14 protein-coding genes are annotated in these 15,508 nt (G+C 72.4%); 8 read left to right on the plus strand and 6 right to left on the minus strand.

Going from position 1 to position 15,508, the window contains the following annotated elements; translation table 11 throughout:
- Window positions 1-93: 93 nt before the first annotated feature.
- Window positions 94-1,926 (plus strand): bifunctional metallophosphatase/5'-nucleotidase, encoded by a 1,833-nt coding sequence (locus AB0I16_RS03300; RefSeq protein WP_363247607.1) that lies wholly within the window; start codon window positions 94-96, stop codon window positions 1,924-1,926.
- 142 nt (window positions 1,927-2,068) lie between these two features.
- A complete protein-coding gene (locus AB0I16_RS03305; protein ID WP_363247608.1) occupies window positions 2,069-3,418 on the plus strand; it encodes a DUF2993 domain-containing protein in 1,350 nt (449 codons plus the stop codon).
- Here the strand turns inward: AB0I16_RS03305 and abc-f are convergent.
- From abc-f to AB0I16_RS03335, 6 genes are all read right to left on the minus strand, one after another.
- Window positions 3,415-5,058, minus strand: coding sequence for a ribosomal protection-like ABC-F family protein (gene abc-f / locus AB0I16_RS03310; RefSeq protein WP_363247609.1), 1,644 nt, complete (start codon window positions 5,056-5,058; stop codon window positions 3,415-3,417). The two genes, AB0I16_RS03305 and abc-f, sit on opposite strands and share 4 nt — an antisense overlap.
- Window positions 5,059-5,191: 133 nt before the next feature.
- Window positions 5,192-6,613: a HAMP domain-containing sensor histidine kinase gene (locus AB0I16_RS03315; RefSeq protein ID WP_363247610.1), complete on the minus strand. Its 1,422-nt coding sequence runs from the start codon at window positions 6,611-6,613 to the stop codon at window positions 5,192-5,194.
- On the minus strand, window positions 6,610-7,335 hold the full coding sequence (locus AB0I16_RS03320; RefSeq protein WP_363247611.1) for a response regulator transcription factor: 726 nt from the start codon (window positions 7,333-7,335) through the stop codon (window positions 6,610-6,612). Before AB0I16_RS03320 ends, AB0I16_RS03315 begins: the two co-directional genes overlap by 4 nt.
- 125 nt (window positions 7,336-7,460) lie before the next feature.
- Window positions 7,461-8,495 (minus strand): trypsin-like peptidase domain-containing protein, encoded by a 1,035-nt coding sequence (locus AB0I16_RS03325; RefSeq protein WP_363247612.1) that lies wholly within the window; start codon window positions 8,493-8,495, stop codon window positions 7,461-7,463.
- A 125-nt stretch (window positions 8,496-8,620) separates the two neighbouring features.
- Window positions 8,621-9,643 (minus strand): LacI family DNA-binding transcriptional regulator, encoded by a 1,023-nt coding sequence (locus AB0I16_RS03330; RefSeq protein ID WP_363247613.1) that lies wholly within the window; start codon window positions 9,641-9,643, stop codon window positions 8,621-8,623.
- A gap of 44 nt (window positions 9,644-9,687) precedes the next feature.
- Window positions 9,688-10,455 carry a response regulator transcription factor gene (locus AB0I16_RS03335; protein ID WP_363247614.1) on the minus strand — a complete coding sequence of 256 codons (768 nt, stop codon included), beginning with the start codon at window positions 10,453-10,455 and terminating at the stop codon, window positions 9,688-9,690.
- A 224-nt stretch (window positions 10,456-10,679) separates the two neighbouring features.
- Between AB0I16_RS03335 and AB0I16_RS03340 the strand changes: the two genes are divergently transcribed.
- The 6 genes from AB0I16_RS03340 (at window position 10,680) to AB0I16_RS03365 (ending at window position 15,474) form a co-directional block, all read left to right on the plus strand.
- Window positions 10,680-11,525, plus strand: a complete 846-nt coding sequence (locus AB0I16_RS03340; RefSeq protein ID WP_363247615.1) for an alpha/beta fold hydrolase — start codon at window positions 10,680-10,682, stop codon at window positions 11,523-11,525.
- 12 nt (window positions 11,526-11,537) lie between these two features.
- On the plus strand, window positions 11,538-11,792 hold the full coding sequence (locus tag AB0I16_RS03345; protein ID WP_363247616.1) for a MoaD/ThiS family protein: 255 nt from the start codon (window positions 11,538-11,540) through the stop codon (window positions 11,790-11,792).
- A 5-nt stretch (window positions 11,793-11,797) separates the two neighbouring features.
- Window positions 11,798-13,270 carry a hypothetical protein gene (locus AB0I16_RS03350; protein WP_363247617.1) on the plus strand — a complete coding sequence of 491 codons (1,473 nt, stop codon included), beginning with the start codon at window positions 11,798-11,800 and terminating at the stop codon, window positions 13,268-13,270.
- A gap of 143 nt (window positions 13,271-13,413) precedes the next feature.
- Window positions 13,414-14,166, plus strand: a complete 753-nt coding sequence (locus tag AB0I16_RS03355) for a DUF2993 domain-containing protein (RefSeq protein WP_363247618.1) — start codon at window positions 13,414-13,416, stop codon at window positions 14,164-14,166.
- 229 nt (window positions 14,167-14,395) lie between these two features.
- Complete coding sequence (locus AB0I16_RS03360) at window positions 14,396-14,476, plus strand: Ms5788A family Cys-rich leader peptide (RefSeq protein WP_350751515.1); 81 nt, start codon at window positions 14,396-14,398, stop codon at window positions 14,474-14,476.
- A gap of 152 nt (window positions 14,477-14,628) precedes the next feature.
- Window positions 14,629-15,474: a sulfurtransferase gene (locus tag AB0I16_RS03365; RefSeq protein ID WP_363247619.1), complete on the plus strand. Its 846-nt coding sequence runs from the start codon at window positions 14,629-14,631 to the stop codon at window positions 15,472-15,474.
- The last annotated feature ends 34 nt before the right edge of the window (window positions 15,475-15,508 follow it).

Genomic DNA, 15,508 nt, shown 5'->3' on the forward strand with positions numbered 1-15,508 from the left:
GTCGTGACCCGTTACCCCCTGTTGCGCTACGCGCGTTGACCTTAGGCTTCCGAGCGTTTCGTACGTCTCCGCATCCGACCCCCGGGGGAACGCGTGTCCGCCAGATCCACGAACCGACGGCCCAGGCGCCGTGCCACCCGTGTCCTCGCCGCCGCGGCGGGGCTCGCCACCGCCGGGGCGCTGGTCGCCGCGCTGCCCGCGAGCGCGGGGCAGGAGCGGGCCGGCGACGGCGCGGGAGGCAAGAAGCGCACCGTAGATGTGCAGCTGCTGTCCTTCAACGACTTCCACGGCAACCTTCAGCCGCCCGCGGGCTCGTCGGGCCAGGTGACGGAGAGGCAGGCCGACGGGACCGAGAAGAAGATCGACGCCGGTGGCGTCGAGTACCTCGCGACCTCCCTGCGCACCGCCCGCAAGGCGCACCCCTACAGCGTGACGGCGGCGGCCGGTGACCTCATCGGCGCCAGCCCGCTGCTCTCCGGGCTCTTCCACGACGAGCCCACCGTCCAGGCGATGAACAAGCTGGACCTGGACGTCACGAGCGTCGGCAACCACGAGTTCGACGAGGGCGCCAAGGAGCTGGCCCGCATCCAGAACGGCGGCTGCCACCCCAAGGACGGCTGCTTCGAGAAGGACGGGCGGGGCAAGGACAAGGAGTTCGAGGGCGCGGACTACCCGTACCTCGCGGCCAACGTCACGGACGAGAAGACCGGCCAGCCGATCCTCAAGCCGTACCACGTGTGGAAGCACAAGGGCGTCAAGATCGGCTTCATCGGCGTGACCCTTGAGGGCACCCCCGACATCGTCTCCGCCGACGGCATCAAGGGCCTGAAGTTCCACGACGAGATCGAGACGGTCGACAAGTACGCCGAGATCCTCGACAAGCAGGGCGTGAAGTCCATCGTCACGCTCATCCACGAGGGCGGCGTGCCCGCGAGCCAGACGTACAACTACGACTGCGACTCCCCGGCCGCCGGCGACGGCATCTCCGGGCCGATCACCGAGATCGCCAAGGGCATCACGCCCAAGGTGGACGCCCTGGTCACGGGCCACACGCACAACGCCTACGTCTGCACGATCCCCGACCCGGCGGGCAAGCCCCGCATGGTGACCTCGGCGTCCTCGTACGGCAAGCTCTACACCGACACCACGCTGACGTACGACCGCGGGACCAAGGACATCGTCCGCACCAGCGTGAAGTCCGCGAACCACGTCGTGAGCCGCGAGCAGGCCAAGGCGCCCGACATGACCTCGCTGATCTCCCGCTGGGACAAGCTGGCCGCGCCCATCGCCGGCAAGGCCGTCGGCCACGTCTCCGCCGACATCCCCGGCCGCGGCGCCACCACCCCCGAGTCCCCGCTCGGCGACCTGATCGCCGACGCGCAGCTCGCCCACGCCAAGTCCCTGGACCCCGAGGCCGATCTGGCCCTGATGAACCCGGGCGGCATCCGCTCCGACATCGTGTACAAGGCGAGCGGCGGTGAGGGCGACGGCGTCGTCACCTACGGCGAGGCGTTCACCGTGCAGCCGTTCAGCAACACGGTCAACCTCGTCGACCTGACCGGCGCTCAGCTGATCACCGCCCTGAAGCAGCAGGTCAGCGGGGCCAACGCCAACTCCCCGAAGATCCTGCAGATCTCGGACGGCCTCACGTACACGCTCGACATGACCAAGACCGGCGCCGACCGCGTCGTCGCCGACTCGGTCGAGCTGAACGGCAAGGCGCTCGACCCGGCGGCCACGTACCGCGTCGCCCTGAACTCCTTCCTCGCCGGTGGCGGCGACGGGCTGCCCGAGCTGGGCAAGGGCACGAAGCCGCTGGTGGGCGCGGACGACCTGAAGGCGTTCAACGACTACCTGAGCGCCAACTCCTCGGCGGACAAGCCGATCGCCCCGCCGAAGGCCGACCGGATCACGGTCGTGAAGTGACCGCCTTGACGTGACGTAGATGACGTCCCGGTGAACTCCGGCGCCCTGACCAGGGGCGGGACCGGCCGAGCAAGCGGCCGAAACCGTTGCTTACCGGGAGTCAGGCTTGGGGTGGGGTGTGAACGTATGGTGAGATCGACCGATGCGTTCCCCCCACCGCATAGCCACGCATCCTCCGGATGCCCCTCTTGACCACTCCGATGTCCCCCTCGACCGCTCGGACCACTCCAGCCGCGCCGACCACTCCGGCCGCTCGGACCACTCCGGCCGCTCCGGGAGCGGACACGACACCGCGCCGCTCCCGGCCACCGCGTACGCCAATCCGTACGAGGAGCTGGCCGCCCTCGCGCCGGGCCCGCTGGAGGAGTTCCTCCACCAGGACACGGCGCGGGCGAAGCCGGACGACGAGGACGACTCCTGGGCCCCGCCCAACCACCGCCGGCGCCGCCGGGGCCGCCGCCGCAGCCGCTTCGCCGGACTGCCGATGGCCGCCAAGGCCGTGGTCGCGCTGGTCGTCGCCGCCGCCTTCCTCGCCCTCGGCGACCGCTGGGCGCTGCTCTACGCCGAGCACGAGGCCGCCGACAGGCTCAAGGAACGGATGAAGCTGAGCGCGGCGCCCGAGGTCGACATCGAGGGCTTCCCGTTCCTCACCCAGGTGCTCGGCAAGCGCCTCGACCAGGTGAAGGTGACCGTCCCCGACGTCGCGGCCGACCGCGTCTCGCTCGCCAAGGTCTCCGCGACCGCCACCGACATCAGGATCGACGGGGACGGCCCCACCTCCGTCGAGGGCGCGCGGATCGGCGCCATGGACGGCGAGGTGCTGCTCTCCTTCGAGGACCTCAACCGCGAACTGGGCGCCTCGCAGGTCACGTTCACCGGCAGGGGCCGCGACCAGGTCCTCGCGCGCGGCACGCTGCCCGTGGCGGGACACGACCTGAAGCTGCGCGCCGACGCCCGCATCCAGCGCAACGGCGACCGGGGCATCTCCACCGACATCGGCGGCATGAGCCTGCAGCTCGGCGACCTGGCGACGTACCGCCCCGGCACGCGCGAGAAGGAGGGCCTGCACCTGTCGGAGAAGTCCGCCGACCGCGTCGCAGAGGAGACGGCGAAGGCGAAGGCGCTGCTCTCCGTCCCCGCGATCGTCGACCGGCTCGGGGTCCCGCGGAGCGTGGTCCGCGAGGCCCTGAGGAGCGACACCAAGCTGAACGAGCTGACCGGTTCCGCCCGCTTCGTCGACGACGTGATGAGCCTCAACCTCATCGACGTCGCGATGGGCCACCCCTGGCTGCTCAAGAAGCTCGGCCTCGACCCCGCCCTGCTCAAGGGCCTCGCCGGGCTCACCCGCCCCGTCCTCGCCGACCGCCTCACACTCGCCTTCCGGCTCCCGGAACCGCCCGGCGACGGGACGATGACGCTGCGGGACGTGACGGTGGAGAAGGAGGGCATCCGCGTACGGCTGACCGGCGCGGGGCTCGGCTTCGGCGGCTAGCCCGGGCCCCCGGGGTCCTGCCGCCCGTCCCGCAGGGCGAGGCGCCGCCCCCGGAAGCCGGACCTGAGGCGTCTGTCGTGGCTGACGATCACCAGCGTGCCCCGGTAGGCGGCGAGCGCGGCCTCCAGCTCCTCGACCAGGGCGGGCGACAGGTGGTTCGTGGGCTCGTCCAGGAGGAGCAGGTCGAGGGGGCGGGTGACCAGCTCGGCCAGTTCGAGGCGGCGGCGCTGGCCGACCGAGAGGGCCCGCACCGGAAGGGCGAGGTCGGCCTCGCGGAACAGTCCGAGGGAGAGCAGCTCCTCGCGCCGTCCGGCACCGAAGACGGAGAGCACCGAACGCCCCTCGTCCCAGCGCGATCCGTCCTGCCGGAGCCGGCCGACCCGCGCCGGGCGGCGGACCTCGCCGCACTCCGGGGCCAGGTCCCCGGCGAGGAGCGCCAGCAGCGTGGACTTGCCCGCGCCGTTCGGGCCGGTCACCAGCAGCCGTTCGCCCGCCTCGATCCGCAGCGTCCCCTCGACCGCCAGCCGCCCCGGCACCCGTACGCCGGTCAGCTCCACCGCGCCCGCGGCCTCCCCTTCGACCCGCGCCTCGAAGCGCAGGGGCCGCGGGGGCGGCGGCACCGGCCGTTCGGTCAGGCGGCGCAGCCGCTCCCGGGCGCTGCGGATGCGGCCCATCGCGCCGTGCGCCCGCGACCTGGCCCGGAAGGCGCCCGCGCCGCTGAACGCGCTCGGTGCCTTGCGGGGGATCGCCGAGAGCAGCCCGATGTTGGACTCGGCAAGCCGGGTCTGCCGGGCCACCTCGGCGCACCACTCCTCGTACTCCCGCGCGTGCCGGGCGCGTTCGGCGGCCCTGGCGGTCAGGTAGCCCGCGTAGCCGTCGCCGTAGCGGCGCACGGCGCGGGTGTCGCCGTCCACCTCCAGGATGGTCGTGGTGACCCGGTCGAGGAAGGTCCGGTCGTGCGTGACGGCGATGACCGTGCCGCGGTGGGCCCGCAGCCGGTCCTCCAGCCAGCGCACGGCCTCGTCGTCCAGGTCGTTCGTGGGCTCGTCGAGGAGGAGCAGTTCGGGCGAGGACGCCAGGGTGGCGGCCAGCGCGAGCCGTGAGCGCTGTCCGCCGGAGAGCGTGGCCAGCGGGCGCGCGCGGTCCAGCGGTTCCCGCTCGCCGAGGTGGCGCAGCGTGACCTCCACGCGGCGGTCGGCGTCGTGGCCGCCGCGCGCGTCGAACTCGGCGGTCAGGGCGGCGTAGCGCTCGTACGCCGCCGTGTCCGCGCCCTCAAGGGCGGCCTCGGCGGCCCGGATGCGCCGCTCCAGGGAGCGCAGTTCCGCGAGGGCGGCGTCGACCGCGTCCCCGGCGGTCGCGGTCTCCGGCAGTTCGAGGGCCTGGGCGAGGTAGCCGGTGCCGCCGGGGGCGGCGACGGTGACGGTGCCGTTGTCCGGCAGCTCCCGTCCGGCGATGAGGCGCAGCAGGGTGGACTTCCCCGACCCGTTGTCCCCGATGACACCGGCCCGTTCGCCGGGCCGGACGGTGAGGGAGACCCGGTCGATGACGACGCGGTCCGTGTAGCGCTTGGTGACGTCGGTGAGGGCGAGCTGGGAGTGGGCGCGGGCGGTTGCGGGGGCTGCTGCGGGTGCTGGGAACAAGTGGGCGGCCTTTCGTCGGCTACGGGGGACACGCGCGCCGAACGAGACGATGCGTCTCGCGTGGCGATGTGTCGAGAGTAGCGACTGGGGCGCGGTTTGACAAGACGCAACGTCTCGTTGGTTTGCGGAGATGTCAGGGGAGGTCGCTCGGGGGCGGGGTCGCCGCCCCCGGCAGCCGCACCGTCGCCACCGTGCCGCCGCCGTCGGCCGGGCCGAGCGCCACCTCGCCGCCGGACTGCCGCACCGTGCGGGCCACGATGGACAGGCCGAGCCCCGAACCCGGCAGGCTCCGGGCCGACGGCGAGCGCCAGAAGCGGTCGAAGACGTGGGGCAGCTCCTCGGCGGGGATGCCGGGGCCGTGGTCGCGCACCGTCAGCTCGCCGCCCCGCAGGGCGACTTCGATCGCGGAGCCCGCGGGGCCGAACTTCACCGCGTTGTCGAAGAGGTTGACCACGGCGCGCTCAAGGGCCGCGGGTTCCCCGCGGACGTACCAGGGCGCGAGGTCCGCCTCGAAGGTCAGCTCGGGGCCGCGCAGCCGGGCCCGCTCAAGGGCCGCCTCCACGATGTCGTGCAGGGCGATGACCTGCACCTTCCCGCTCGCCTGGTTCGCGTCGGGGCGGGACAGCTCCTGGAGGTCGCCGATGAGCGCGGCCAGCTCCGTCATCTGCGCCTTCACCGAGGCGAGCAGGGCCCTGCGGTCGTCGGGCGGGATGGCCCGGCCCGTCTCGTCGCTGCGGGCCAGCAGCTCGATGTTCGTGCGCAAGGAGGTCAGCGGCGTGCGCAGCTCGTGGCCCGCGTCGGCGATGAGCTGCTGCTGGAGGTCGCGGGAGGTGGCCAGCGACGCGGTCATGGAGTTGAAGGACGCGGAGAGCCGGGCGATCTCGTCGTCGCCCTCCACGGGGATGCGCAGGCCGAGGTCCTCCGTGCGGGCCACGTGCTCCACGGCCTCGGTGAGCCGGTCCACGGGGCGCAGGCCGGTACGGGCCACCCAGAGGCCGGCCGCGCCCGCCCCGACGATGCCGGCACCGCCCACCACCGAGAGCAGCAGGGTGAGGTTGTCGAGGGTGTCGTGCACCTCGCTGAGGGGGCGGGCCGTGGAGACGGCGTACGCGGTGCCGTCCAGCGGGTAGGTGAGCACGCGGTACTCGGTGCCGTCGGCGGCGGTCGCGTTGTGGAGGGACGCGGGCGACTCACGGCGGGCGATCTCGGTGTCCACCGGTTCGAGCCCGATGCTCTGTTCGCCGAAGACGACGCAGCTGCCACCGGTCTGGTCGACCACCTGCACCGTCTGCTCCAGCAGATTCGGCGCGTCCTCGTTCTGCTTGACGATCGTGCGGCGGCACTGACCGTGATCGTCGACCATGGCGCGGACCCAGCTCTCGTCGGCGGGCCTCTCCTTCAGCGAGTCGTCCAGCGAGTCGATCAGCGCGTCCCGCACCACGAACCAGCACACCGCCGCCGCCAGGGCCACCGCGACCGCCACGGCCGTGGCGACGAGCAGCGCGAGCCGCGAGCGCAACGGCAGCCCGCGGAACCGCCGGACGAGGCCGCTCACTCGCCGCCCCGCAGTACGTACCCCACGCCCCGCACCGTGTGCACGAGGCGCGGCTCACCGGCCGCCTCCGTCTTGCGGCGCAGGTACATCACGTACACGTCCAGGGAGTTGGAGGACGGCTCGAAGTCGAAGCCCCAGACGGCCTTGAGGATCTGCTCGCGGGTGAGGACCTGGCGGGGGTGGGCGAGGAACATCTCCAAGAGGGTGAACTCCGTACGGGTCAGCTCGACCGTACGGCCGCCCCGCGTGACCTCGCGCGTCGCCAGGTCCATGCGCAGGTCGGCGAAGGCCAGGGTGTCGCCCTCCTCGGCCCGGCCGGCGGCGGTCGCGTACGAACTGCGGCGCAGCAGGGCCCTGATGCGGGCGAACAGCTCGTCCAGCTCGAACGGCTTGACCAGGTAGTCGTCGGCCCCCGCGTCGAGTCCGGTGACACGGTCGCCCACGGTGTCGCGGGCGGTCAGCATGAGGATCGGCGTGGTCGAACCGGTGGAGCGGAGCCTCCGCGCGGCCGTGAGGCCGTCCATGCGCGGCATCTGGATGTCGAGGACCACGAGGTCGGGGCGGTACGCGGCGGCCTTGTCGAGCGCGTCGGCGCCGTCCACGGCGACCTCGGTGCCGTACCCCTCGAAGGCGAGGCTGCGCTGGAGCGCCTCCCGCACGGCGGGTTCGTCGTCCACGATCAGGATGCGCTGCTGCTCGCGGTCACCATCGGCGGGGCTCATCGTGACAGGTCCTCGGAGGTAGTGGTCGGGGCGGGGCGGCAGGTATCAGCCTCGCACGCGGGCGCCCGCGACGCGGCGTGCGGCGGCCCGTACGTCCGGGGCGGCGGAGGCCGCCACCCCGGAGGTCACGACTGCGATCCCGACCGCAGCTTGGCGAGGTCGTCCTTGACCGTGTTGACGGGGATGGCGAAGCCGAGGCCGACGCTGCCGGAGCCCGAGTCGGCGCCCGCCTGCGAGGAAGCGGGGGAGTACATCGCGGAGTTGATGCCGATGATGTTGCCGTTCATGTCGATGAGGGCGCCGCCGGAGTTGCCCGGGTTGAGCGAGGCGTCGGTCTGCAGCGCCTTGTACGTGGTCTTCGACGACCCCGTGTCGCCGTTGAACTCCTGCCCGCCGAACTCGAACGGCCAGCCGCCCTGCTCCTGCTGGGGCTGCTGCTGCCCCTCGCCCGTCGACACGGTGACGTCCCGGTCGAGCGCGGAGACGATGCCGCTGGTGACGGTGCCGGTCAGGCCCTCGGGGGAGCCGATCGCGACGACCTCGTCGCCGACCTTGACGTTGTCGGAGTCGCCGAGCGTCGCGGGCTTGAGGCCCGAGGCGTCCTTCAGCTGGATGAGCGCGAGGTCCTTCTTGCTGTCGGTGCCGACGACCTCGGCGTCGTACGTCTTGCCGTCGTTCGTCCGCACCGTGATCGAGGAGGCGCCGGAGATCACGTGGTTGTTCGTGATGATCTCGCCGTCGCTCTTGGTGATGACGCCGGACCCGGTCGACTTGCCCTGCCCGGAGGTGGCGCTGATCTCGACGATGCTGGGGCTGACCGCCTGCGCGACACCGGAGACCGTGCCCTTCTGGCTGGTCGGCACGACGTCCGTGCTGGTCGCCGAGGAGCCGGTGCCCTGGTTGGTGAGCGTCTGCACCGCGTACGCCGTGCCGCCGCCGACCGCGGCCGCCGCGATGGCCACGGCCGCGAGCAGGGCCGCCGGGCCCCTGGCGCGGCGGCGCCTCGGGGGGTGCGGTGCCGTCGGGACCGCCTCCGGCGCGAAGCTCGGCGGGGGCGGATACGTGCCGTGCCGGTACGCGCCCTCTGTACCGCCGTGGTGCACAGGCGCGGACGGCTGCTGCTGGGGGTACTCGCCGCTCGGGCGGAAGGTCTCGGTCATGTCATCGAGACTGGCCCGCGCAGATGAGAGCTGTCTGAGTACGTCCTGAGAAGCCCGGCAGAAGTGCGTATGCCCCTTATAAAGGTGGGCCCGGGGTGCCTACCGTGACCCCGCGGTCCACCGCGCTACTCGCATCCGCACGACTGGCGTACCACCAGGCGTGACGGGAACAGCTTCAGGCGTTCCCTGCGCGAGCCCGCGACCCGCAGGCCGTCGTCGAGGACCAGGTCCACCGCGGCGCGGGCCATCGCCGGGCGGTCGGAGGCGACCGTCGTCAGGGGCGGGTCCGTGAGGCCCGCCTCCTTCACGTCGTCGAAGCCGGTGACGGCCAGCTCGCCCGGCACGTCGATGCGCAGCTCGCGCGCGGCCCGCAGGATGCCGATGGCCTGGTCGTCCGTGGAGCAGAAGATGGCGGTGGGCCGGTCGGGCCGCGCCAGCAGCTCCAGGCCGACCTGGTAGGCGTCGTAGCGGTTGTACGGGGCCTCGAAGAGCCGCCCCTCCACCGACCTGCCGGCCTCCCGCATCGCGCGCCGCCAGCCCTCGACGTGGTCGGAGACCGGGTCGCCGACGGTCGGGGTGTCGGCCGTGCCGCCGACACAGGCGACGTACGCGTGACCGTGTTCGAGCAGGTGCCGGGTGGCGAGCTGCGCGCCGCCGAGGTCGTCCGTGACGACCGCGACGTCGTCGATGGCCTCGGGCCGCTCGTGCAGGAGCACCACGCGCGCGTCCCACGCGTCGATCTCGGCGGCGGCCTGGTCGGTCAGGCCGTGGCTGACGAGGATGAGGCCGGAGACCCGCATGCCGAGGAAGGCGCGGAGGTAGTGGGTCTCGCGCTCCTCCACGTAGTCGGAGTTGCCGACGAGGACCATCTTTCCGCGCTCGGACGCCGCCTGTTCGACGGCGTGCGTCATCTCCGCGAAGAACGGCTGGCGCGCGTCCGGCACGATCATGCCTATGAGGTCCGTGCGCCGGGAGGCCATGGCCTGCGCGACCCGGTCCGGGCGGTAGCCCAGCTCCTTGATCGCGGCGAGAACACGCTCGCGCGTGGCCGGGGCGACCGGCCGGGGTCCGTTATTGATGACATAACTGACGACAGCGGTCGAAGTACCCGCCAGTCGCGCCACATCGTCCCGCGTCACCTTGGCCACGCGCGCAGTCTACGCGGATGGACCCCGCCGCCTTACGGGAGTTCCTACGCGGACTTCCCGGCCGGCCTCGCTCGCTTCGCCCCACTCTCGGCCCGGGGTGTGGCGGACTTCGCCTTCTCCTCGTCGGCCGCCCGTTCGACCTTCTCCGGGGTGACGAAGCGATACCCGACATTGCGGACGGTGCCGATCAGCGACTCGTGCTCGACGCCGAGCTTCGCGCGCAGCCGCCGCACGTGGACGTCGACCGTGCGGGTGCCGCCGAAGTAGTCGTAGCCCCAGACCTCCTGGAGCAGCTGGGCGCGCGTGAAGACCCGGCCGGGGTGCTGCGCCAGGTACTTGATCAGCTCGAACTCCTTGAAGGTCAGGTCCAGGACCCGGCCCTTCAGCTTCGCGCTGTACGTCGCCTCGTCCACCGAGAGGTCGCCGTTGCGGATCTCCGTGGGCAGCTCGTCGGCGGTGATCTGCCGGCGGCCCATCGCGAGCCGCAGCCGCGCCTCCACCTCGGCGGGACCCGCCGTGTCGAGCAGTACGTCGTCCACGCCCCACTCGGCGGTGACGGCGGCGAGACCGCCCTCCGTCACGACCAGGAGCAGCGGGCAGCCGGGCCCGGTGGAGCGCAGGAGCTGGCAGAGGCTGCGCACCTGCGGCAGGTCGCGGCGGCCGTCGACGAGGATGACGTCGGCGCCCGGGGTGTCGACGAGGGCGGGGCCCTCCGCCGGGGCGACACGCACGTTGTGCAGGAGCAGGCCGAGGGCGGGGAGCACCTCCGCCGAGGGCTGGAGGGCGTTGGTGAGGAGCAGCAGAGAACTCATCGCGTGGCGCCCCCGGTCCGGTGGCCTCGGTCTGTCCTGCGGTCGTGCACGTTTCGCCCGCCCATGGTTCCTCCTCGGTCCCTGCGGAGGGGGTGCCCCCGCTCGTCGGAGCCGGGGGCGTTTCGGCACTGCTTCGTACGTGTGCTGCTGTGTGCTGCGTCTGAAAGCACAAAAGGACCCGGGGGCTGCACTGCCCGGATCCTCTGCCCAGCAGAATAGCCCACATGAGTTCAGGTCCGGCAGGTCAAGCGGCGCGATCTTCTGTGCGGCCGCTCACGCGCGCGCGGTGTCCCGTTCGGCAGCGCGTCACGCTCCGTACACAGGACGGGGTCGCCATCGAGGCCGTGTACGAGCCGGGTCGGGGGGAGCCCGGGGGCACGGCGATCGTTCTCGCGCACGGTTTCAGCGGGGCCGTGGACCGGCCGCACGTACGCCGGATCGCCGCGGTCCTCGCCCGGCGTGCGGCCGTGGTCACCTTCTCCTTCCGGGGCCACGGGGCCTCCGGCGGGCACTCCACGGTGGGCGACCGCGAGGTGCTGGACGTGGCGGCGGCCGTGGAGTGGGCGCGTTCGCTGGGGCATGCACACGTGGTGACCGTCGGGTTCTCGATGGGCGGTTCCGTCGTGCTCCGGCACGGTGCGTCGCACAAGGGGCGCACGGAAGCGCGGGCCGACGCGGTGGTCGCGGTCAGCGCCCCGGCGCGCTGGTTCTACCGGGGGACCGCACCGATGCGGCGGCTGCACTGGATCGTCACGCGGCCCGCGGGGCGGGTCGTCGGCCGCCTCGGACTGCGCACGAGAATTCACCCCCACGAGTGGGACCCCGTGCCGCTCTCCCCGGTCGAGTCCGTCCCCCTCATCGCGCCGGCGCCGCTGCTCGTCGTGCACGGCACCCGGGACCCGTACTTTCCCGTCGACCACCCGCGGATGCTGGCCGCCGCGGCGCGGGAGGGGGCCGAGCTCTGGCTGGAGGAGGGCATGGGGCACGCGGAGCACGCGGTCTCGGACGAGCTGGCCGGACGGATCGCCGCGTGGGCCACGGCATCATGGACGTCGGCAACCGCCGACTGAAAGGGGAGTCGCATGGTGAACGGCACCATTCGTTACTGGGCCGCTGCCAAGGCGGCCGCGGGCGTCGCCGAGGAGCCCTACGCCGCGGCGACGCTGGCCGAAGCGCTGGACGGCGCCCGCGAGCGGCACCCCGGTGAGCTGGTCCGGGTCCTCAAGCGCTGCTCCTTCCTCGTCGACGGCGACCCCGTAGGCACTCGCGGGCATGAGACCGTACGGCTGGCCGAGGGCGGCACGGTCGAGGTGCTCCCGCCGTTCGCAGGAGGATGAGCACCATGTCCAGTCAGCCGTACGAGGGCCATGACGGCCATGAGGGCTACGAGGGCCATGAGAGCCATATGAGCCGTGAGGGCCACCAGGGCCGGCAGCAGCACCACCAGCAGCAGGGCCACCAGCAGGGCTACGAGGGGCAGGGGTACGCGGCGCCGCACACCGGGCAGCAGGCGCATCCCGGGCAGCAGTACGCGGGGCAGCAGCAGTACGCGGGCCAGCAGCACGCGGGCCAGCAGCACGCGGGCCAGCAGTACCCGTACCCGCAGCAGCAGTACGCCCAGCCGTACCCGCAGCAACAGCAGCCGCAGCAGTACCAGCAGCACCAGCAGCAGTACGCCGCGTACCCGGAGCAGCAGCAGTACCAGCCGCAGCAGCACCAGTACCAGCAGCCGCAGCAGCCCGAGCCGCAGCAGTACCAGCAGCCGCAGCAGTACGCGCAGCCCCAGCAGTACGCGCAGGACCAGTACACCCAGCAGTGGGAGGGCCAGACCTGGGAGACGCAGGTGCAGCCGCCCGTCCCCGCCGTCGACATGACGGAGACCGCGTACCTGCCCGCGCAGACCCCCCAGTCCCAGCCGCAGCCACAGGCCCAGATGTCCCAGCCGCAGCCGCAGCCGCAGCCGCAGGCCCAGGCATCCCAGCCGTCCGCCGGGCCCGCCCCGGCCCCCGCCGGCGACGGCCCCTCCTACGGTCCCCCCACCACCACGGGCAACACCCGCGTCACCGACGCCCAGCGCGCCCGCGCCGAGGGGCGCTCGCCCGTCATAGAGCCGGGGATGCAGCCCGCGGCCCTGACCGCGCTGCTCGGGCTGCTGCTCGCGGGCGGCGCCGCCGTCGGGCCGTACGCGCTGTTCGTGCCGCTGGTGCTCCTCCAGGCCGTGACGGCCGCGGGCTGGTTCCGGCTGAACGGCATGTGGCCCGCCAGGCAGGGCATCGCGCTCGCCTTCCTCGGCGGTGTCGTCGCCGACGCCGTGCTGCTCACCGTCGGCGAGGGGCACGGGCCCGCCGCCATCCTCGGCACCCTCGGCGTCTGGGTGCTGCTGGTGCTCGTGCTCCAGCTGCGCAGCCGGGCCGGCGCCGACGAGCGCATGTACGGGCTCATGGCCACCGTCGTCTCCGCGGCGCTCGCGATCATCGCGGGCGGACACCTCGCGGCCGTCCCCGACGCCGTGACCGTCGGCGGCGTGGCGGTCGCCGTGGCGGTCCTGGCCCGCGCGCTCCCGCTGCCCACGCCCGCCTCCGTCGTCGTCGCGCTGCTCGCGGCCGCCGGCAGCGGGATCGCCACCGGCGGCATGACGGACCTCGGCGGCGAGGGAGCGCTGCTCGCCCTCGGCGCGGGTGTCTGCGCGCTGGTCGGGCACCGCGTGGCGAGCTACGACTACCCGTCCAGGTTCGTGCACATGACGGCGGGCGTCGCGCTGCCGCTCGCGGCGGCCGCCCCCGCGGTGTACCTCTTCGGCCGCGCCTTCGGCTGACCCGCGGGCGCCTGCCCGCACCCCGTACGCGATCGTCACAGCTGTTCGACAGGTCCCCGGCCGGGCCAGGCCGCCGGGGACCCGTCCTTTAGGCTCGCGGCATCGACAGTCGAGGCGGGGGACAACGTGGGGGAACTCCGGACATGAGCAAGCGCGCGATACGCACACTCCTGATCGTCGTGGTTATCCTGGGAGGCCTCTTCGTGGCGGCCGACCGGCTCGCCGTGAACTTCGCCGAGGACGAGGCGGCCGAGAAGCTGCGCTCGAACGAGGGGCTCAGCGAGGCGCCCGACGTCTCCATCAAGGGCTTCCCCTTCCTGACCCAGGTCGTGGGCGGCGAGCTGGACGACGTCGAGGTCGGCATCAAGGACTACGACGCGAGGTCCGGCTCCGACTCGATCCGCATCGCCGACCTGAACGCCCACATGAAGGGCGTGAAGTTCTCCGGCGACTACAGCTCGGCGACCGCCGCGACCGCGTCGGGCACGGCCCACGTCACGTACGACGAGCTGCTGAAGGCGGGCAAGTCCGAGCCGGTGGACCTGCCGCTCGGCGCCAAGGGCGAGGTCGTCGGGCTCTCCGACGGCGGCAACGGCAAGATCAAGCTGGAGGTCGAGGTCAGCAAGGGCGGCACGAAGCTCCCGAAGCCCGTGTACGTGCTCAGCTCGGTCCGCGTCGAGGGCGACCGCATCAAGGTCCACGCGGACGAGATCCCGAAGAAGATCGAGGTGCTCGGCATCTCCATCCCGCTCCCCGAGGACACGGCGCGCGACGTCACCGACTTCGAGCAGAAGATCGACGACCTGCCCGCCGGCATCAAGCTGGAGAAGGTCGAGGCGGCGGCCGACGGCGTGGACATGTCGGTGACGGGCGAGAACGTCAGCCTGACGGGCTGAACCACCGCCTCCGGGGGCCGGGACCCGCGGGCCCGGCCCCTTCGCGTGACCCGTTCGTCCGACTCGCGAGACGGACGCGTCCGGCGAGCGGATGCGAGGGCTCCGGGGCCGGGAACGGCGGGCCGCCGGGGGGCTCCGGGCTTCAACCATTCTCATATCGTGGACGATCGCGTCTCAATATGCGGAGCACCGGTGACACATCCCGCCCCGCGTCCCTACGATCGGCACCATGAAGCGACAGGCGGACCTCACGAAGCGGCGGGCAGTAGACCTGTGCCGCGTCGCCGCCATGCTCTGTCGCCCCTTCTAGCGGGCGCTCCGACTCCCGCTTCCCCGGGCCCGCCGACGACGTCGGCCGGGCCGCCCCCGTGCACGTACGCCGCGCCTCCCCGCGCTCCCGAGCCGTACCCGCACGCCTTCTCGCAACGCCGCACCGCCGCAACTGCCCCGGAGGAGAAAAGCATGAGCCGCAGCGACGTCCTGGTAGACGCCGACTGGGTCGAGGCCCACATCGAGGACCCGAAGGTCGTCATCGTCGAGGTCGACGAGGACACCTCCGCGTACGACAAGAACCACATCAAGAACGCGATCCGGATCGACTGGACCAAGGACCTCCAGGACCCGGTCCGCCGTGACTTCATCGACCAGGAGGGCTTCGAGAAGCTCCTGTCGGCGAAGGGCATCGCCAACGACTCCACCGTCGTCCTCTACGGCGGCAACAACAACTGGTTCGCCTCGTACGCCTTCTGGTACTTCAAGCTCTACGGCCACCAGGACGTGCGGCTCCTCGACGGCGGCCGCAAGAAGTGGGAGCTCGACTCCCGCGACCTGGTCGACGGCTCCGAGGTCCCGAACCGCCCCGCCACCGAGTACAGGGCGAAGCCGCAGGACACCTCGATCCGCGCCTTCCGCGACGACGTCGTGGCGGCCATCGGCTCGCAGAACCTCGTCGACGTGCGCTCGCCCGACGAGTTCAGCGGCAAGCTGCTCGCCCCGGCGCACCTCCCGCAGGAGCAGTCGCAGCGCCCCGGCCACGTGCCGAGCGCCCGCAACATCCCGTGGTCGAAGAACGCCAACGACGACGGCACCTTCAAGTCCGACGAGGAGCTCAAGGCCCTCTACGAGGCCGAGCAGGTGGACCTCGCCAAGGACACCATCGCGTACTGCCGCATCGGTGAGCGTTCGGCCCTGACCTGGTTCGTCCTGCACGAGCTGCTCGGCCAGACCAACGTCAAGAACTACGACGGCTCCTGGACCGAGTACGGCTCGCTCGTCGGCGTGCCGATCGAGCTCGGCGCCAACAAGTAAGCCCTCCCGACCTCCCCCTCATCCCCAGGAGTAC

This window comes from Streptomyces sp. NPDC050703 (assembly GCF_040654435.1).
In the GTDB taxonomy this organism is placed as follows: domain Bacteria; phylum Actinomycetota; class Actinomycetes; order Streptomycetales; family Streptomycetaceae; genus Streptomyces.

Excerpts from the sequence above, each read along its gene's own strand:
- AB0I16_RS03305 (WP_363247608.1), top strand. The coding sequence starts at position 2,069 with ATGCGTTCCCCCCACCGCATAGCCACGCATCCTCCGGATGCCCCTCTT.
- AB0I16_RS03320 (WP_363247611.1), bottom strand. The coding sequence starts at position 7,335 with ATGAGCCCCGCCGATGGTGACCGCGAGCAGCAGCGCATCCTGATCGTG.
- AB0I16_RS03325 (WP_363247612.1), bottom strand. The coding sequence starts at position 8,495 with ATGACCGAGACCTTCCGCCCGAGCGGCGAGTACCCCCAGCAGCAGCCG.
- AB0I16_RS03335 (WP_363247614.1), bottom strand. The coding sequence starts at position 10,455 with ATGAGTTCTCTGCTGCTCCTCACCAACGCCCTCCAGCCCTCGGCGGAG.
- AB0I16_RS03340 (WP_363247615.1), top strand. The coding sequence starts at position 10,680 with ATGAGTTCAGGTCCGGCAGGTCAAGCGGCGCGATCTTCTGTGCGGCCG.
- AB0I16_RS03345 (WP_363247616.1), top strand. The coding sequence starts at position 11,538 with ATGGTGAACGGCACCATTCGTTACTGGGCCGCTGCCAAGGCGGCCGCG.
- AB0I16_RS03350 (WP_363247617.1), top strand. The coding sequence starts at position 11,798 with ATGTCCAGTCAGCCGTACGAGGGCCATGACGGCCATGAGGGCTACGAG.
- AB0I16_RS03355 (WP_363247618.1), top strand. The coding sequence starts at position 13,414 with ATGAGCAAGCGCGCGATACGCACACTCCTGATCGTCGTGGTTATCCTG.
- AB0I16_RS03360 (WP_350751515.1), top strand. The coding sequence starts at position 14,396 with ATGAAGCGACAGGCGGACCTCACGAAGCGGCGGGCAGTAGACCTGTGC.
- AB0I16_RS03365 (WP_363247619.1), top strand. The coding sequence starts at position 14,629 with ATGAGCCGCAGCGACGTCCTGGTAGACGCCGACTGGGTCGAGGCCCAC.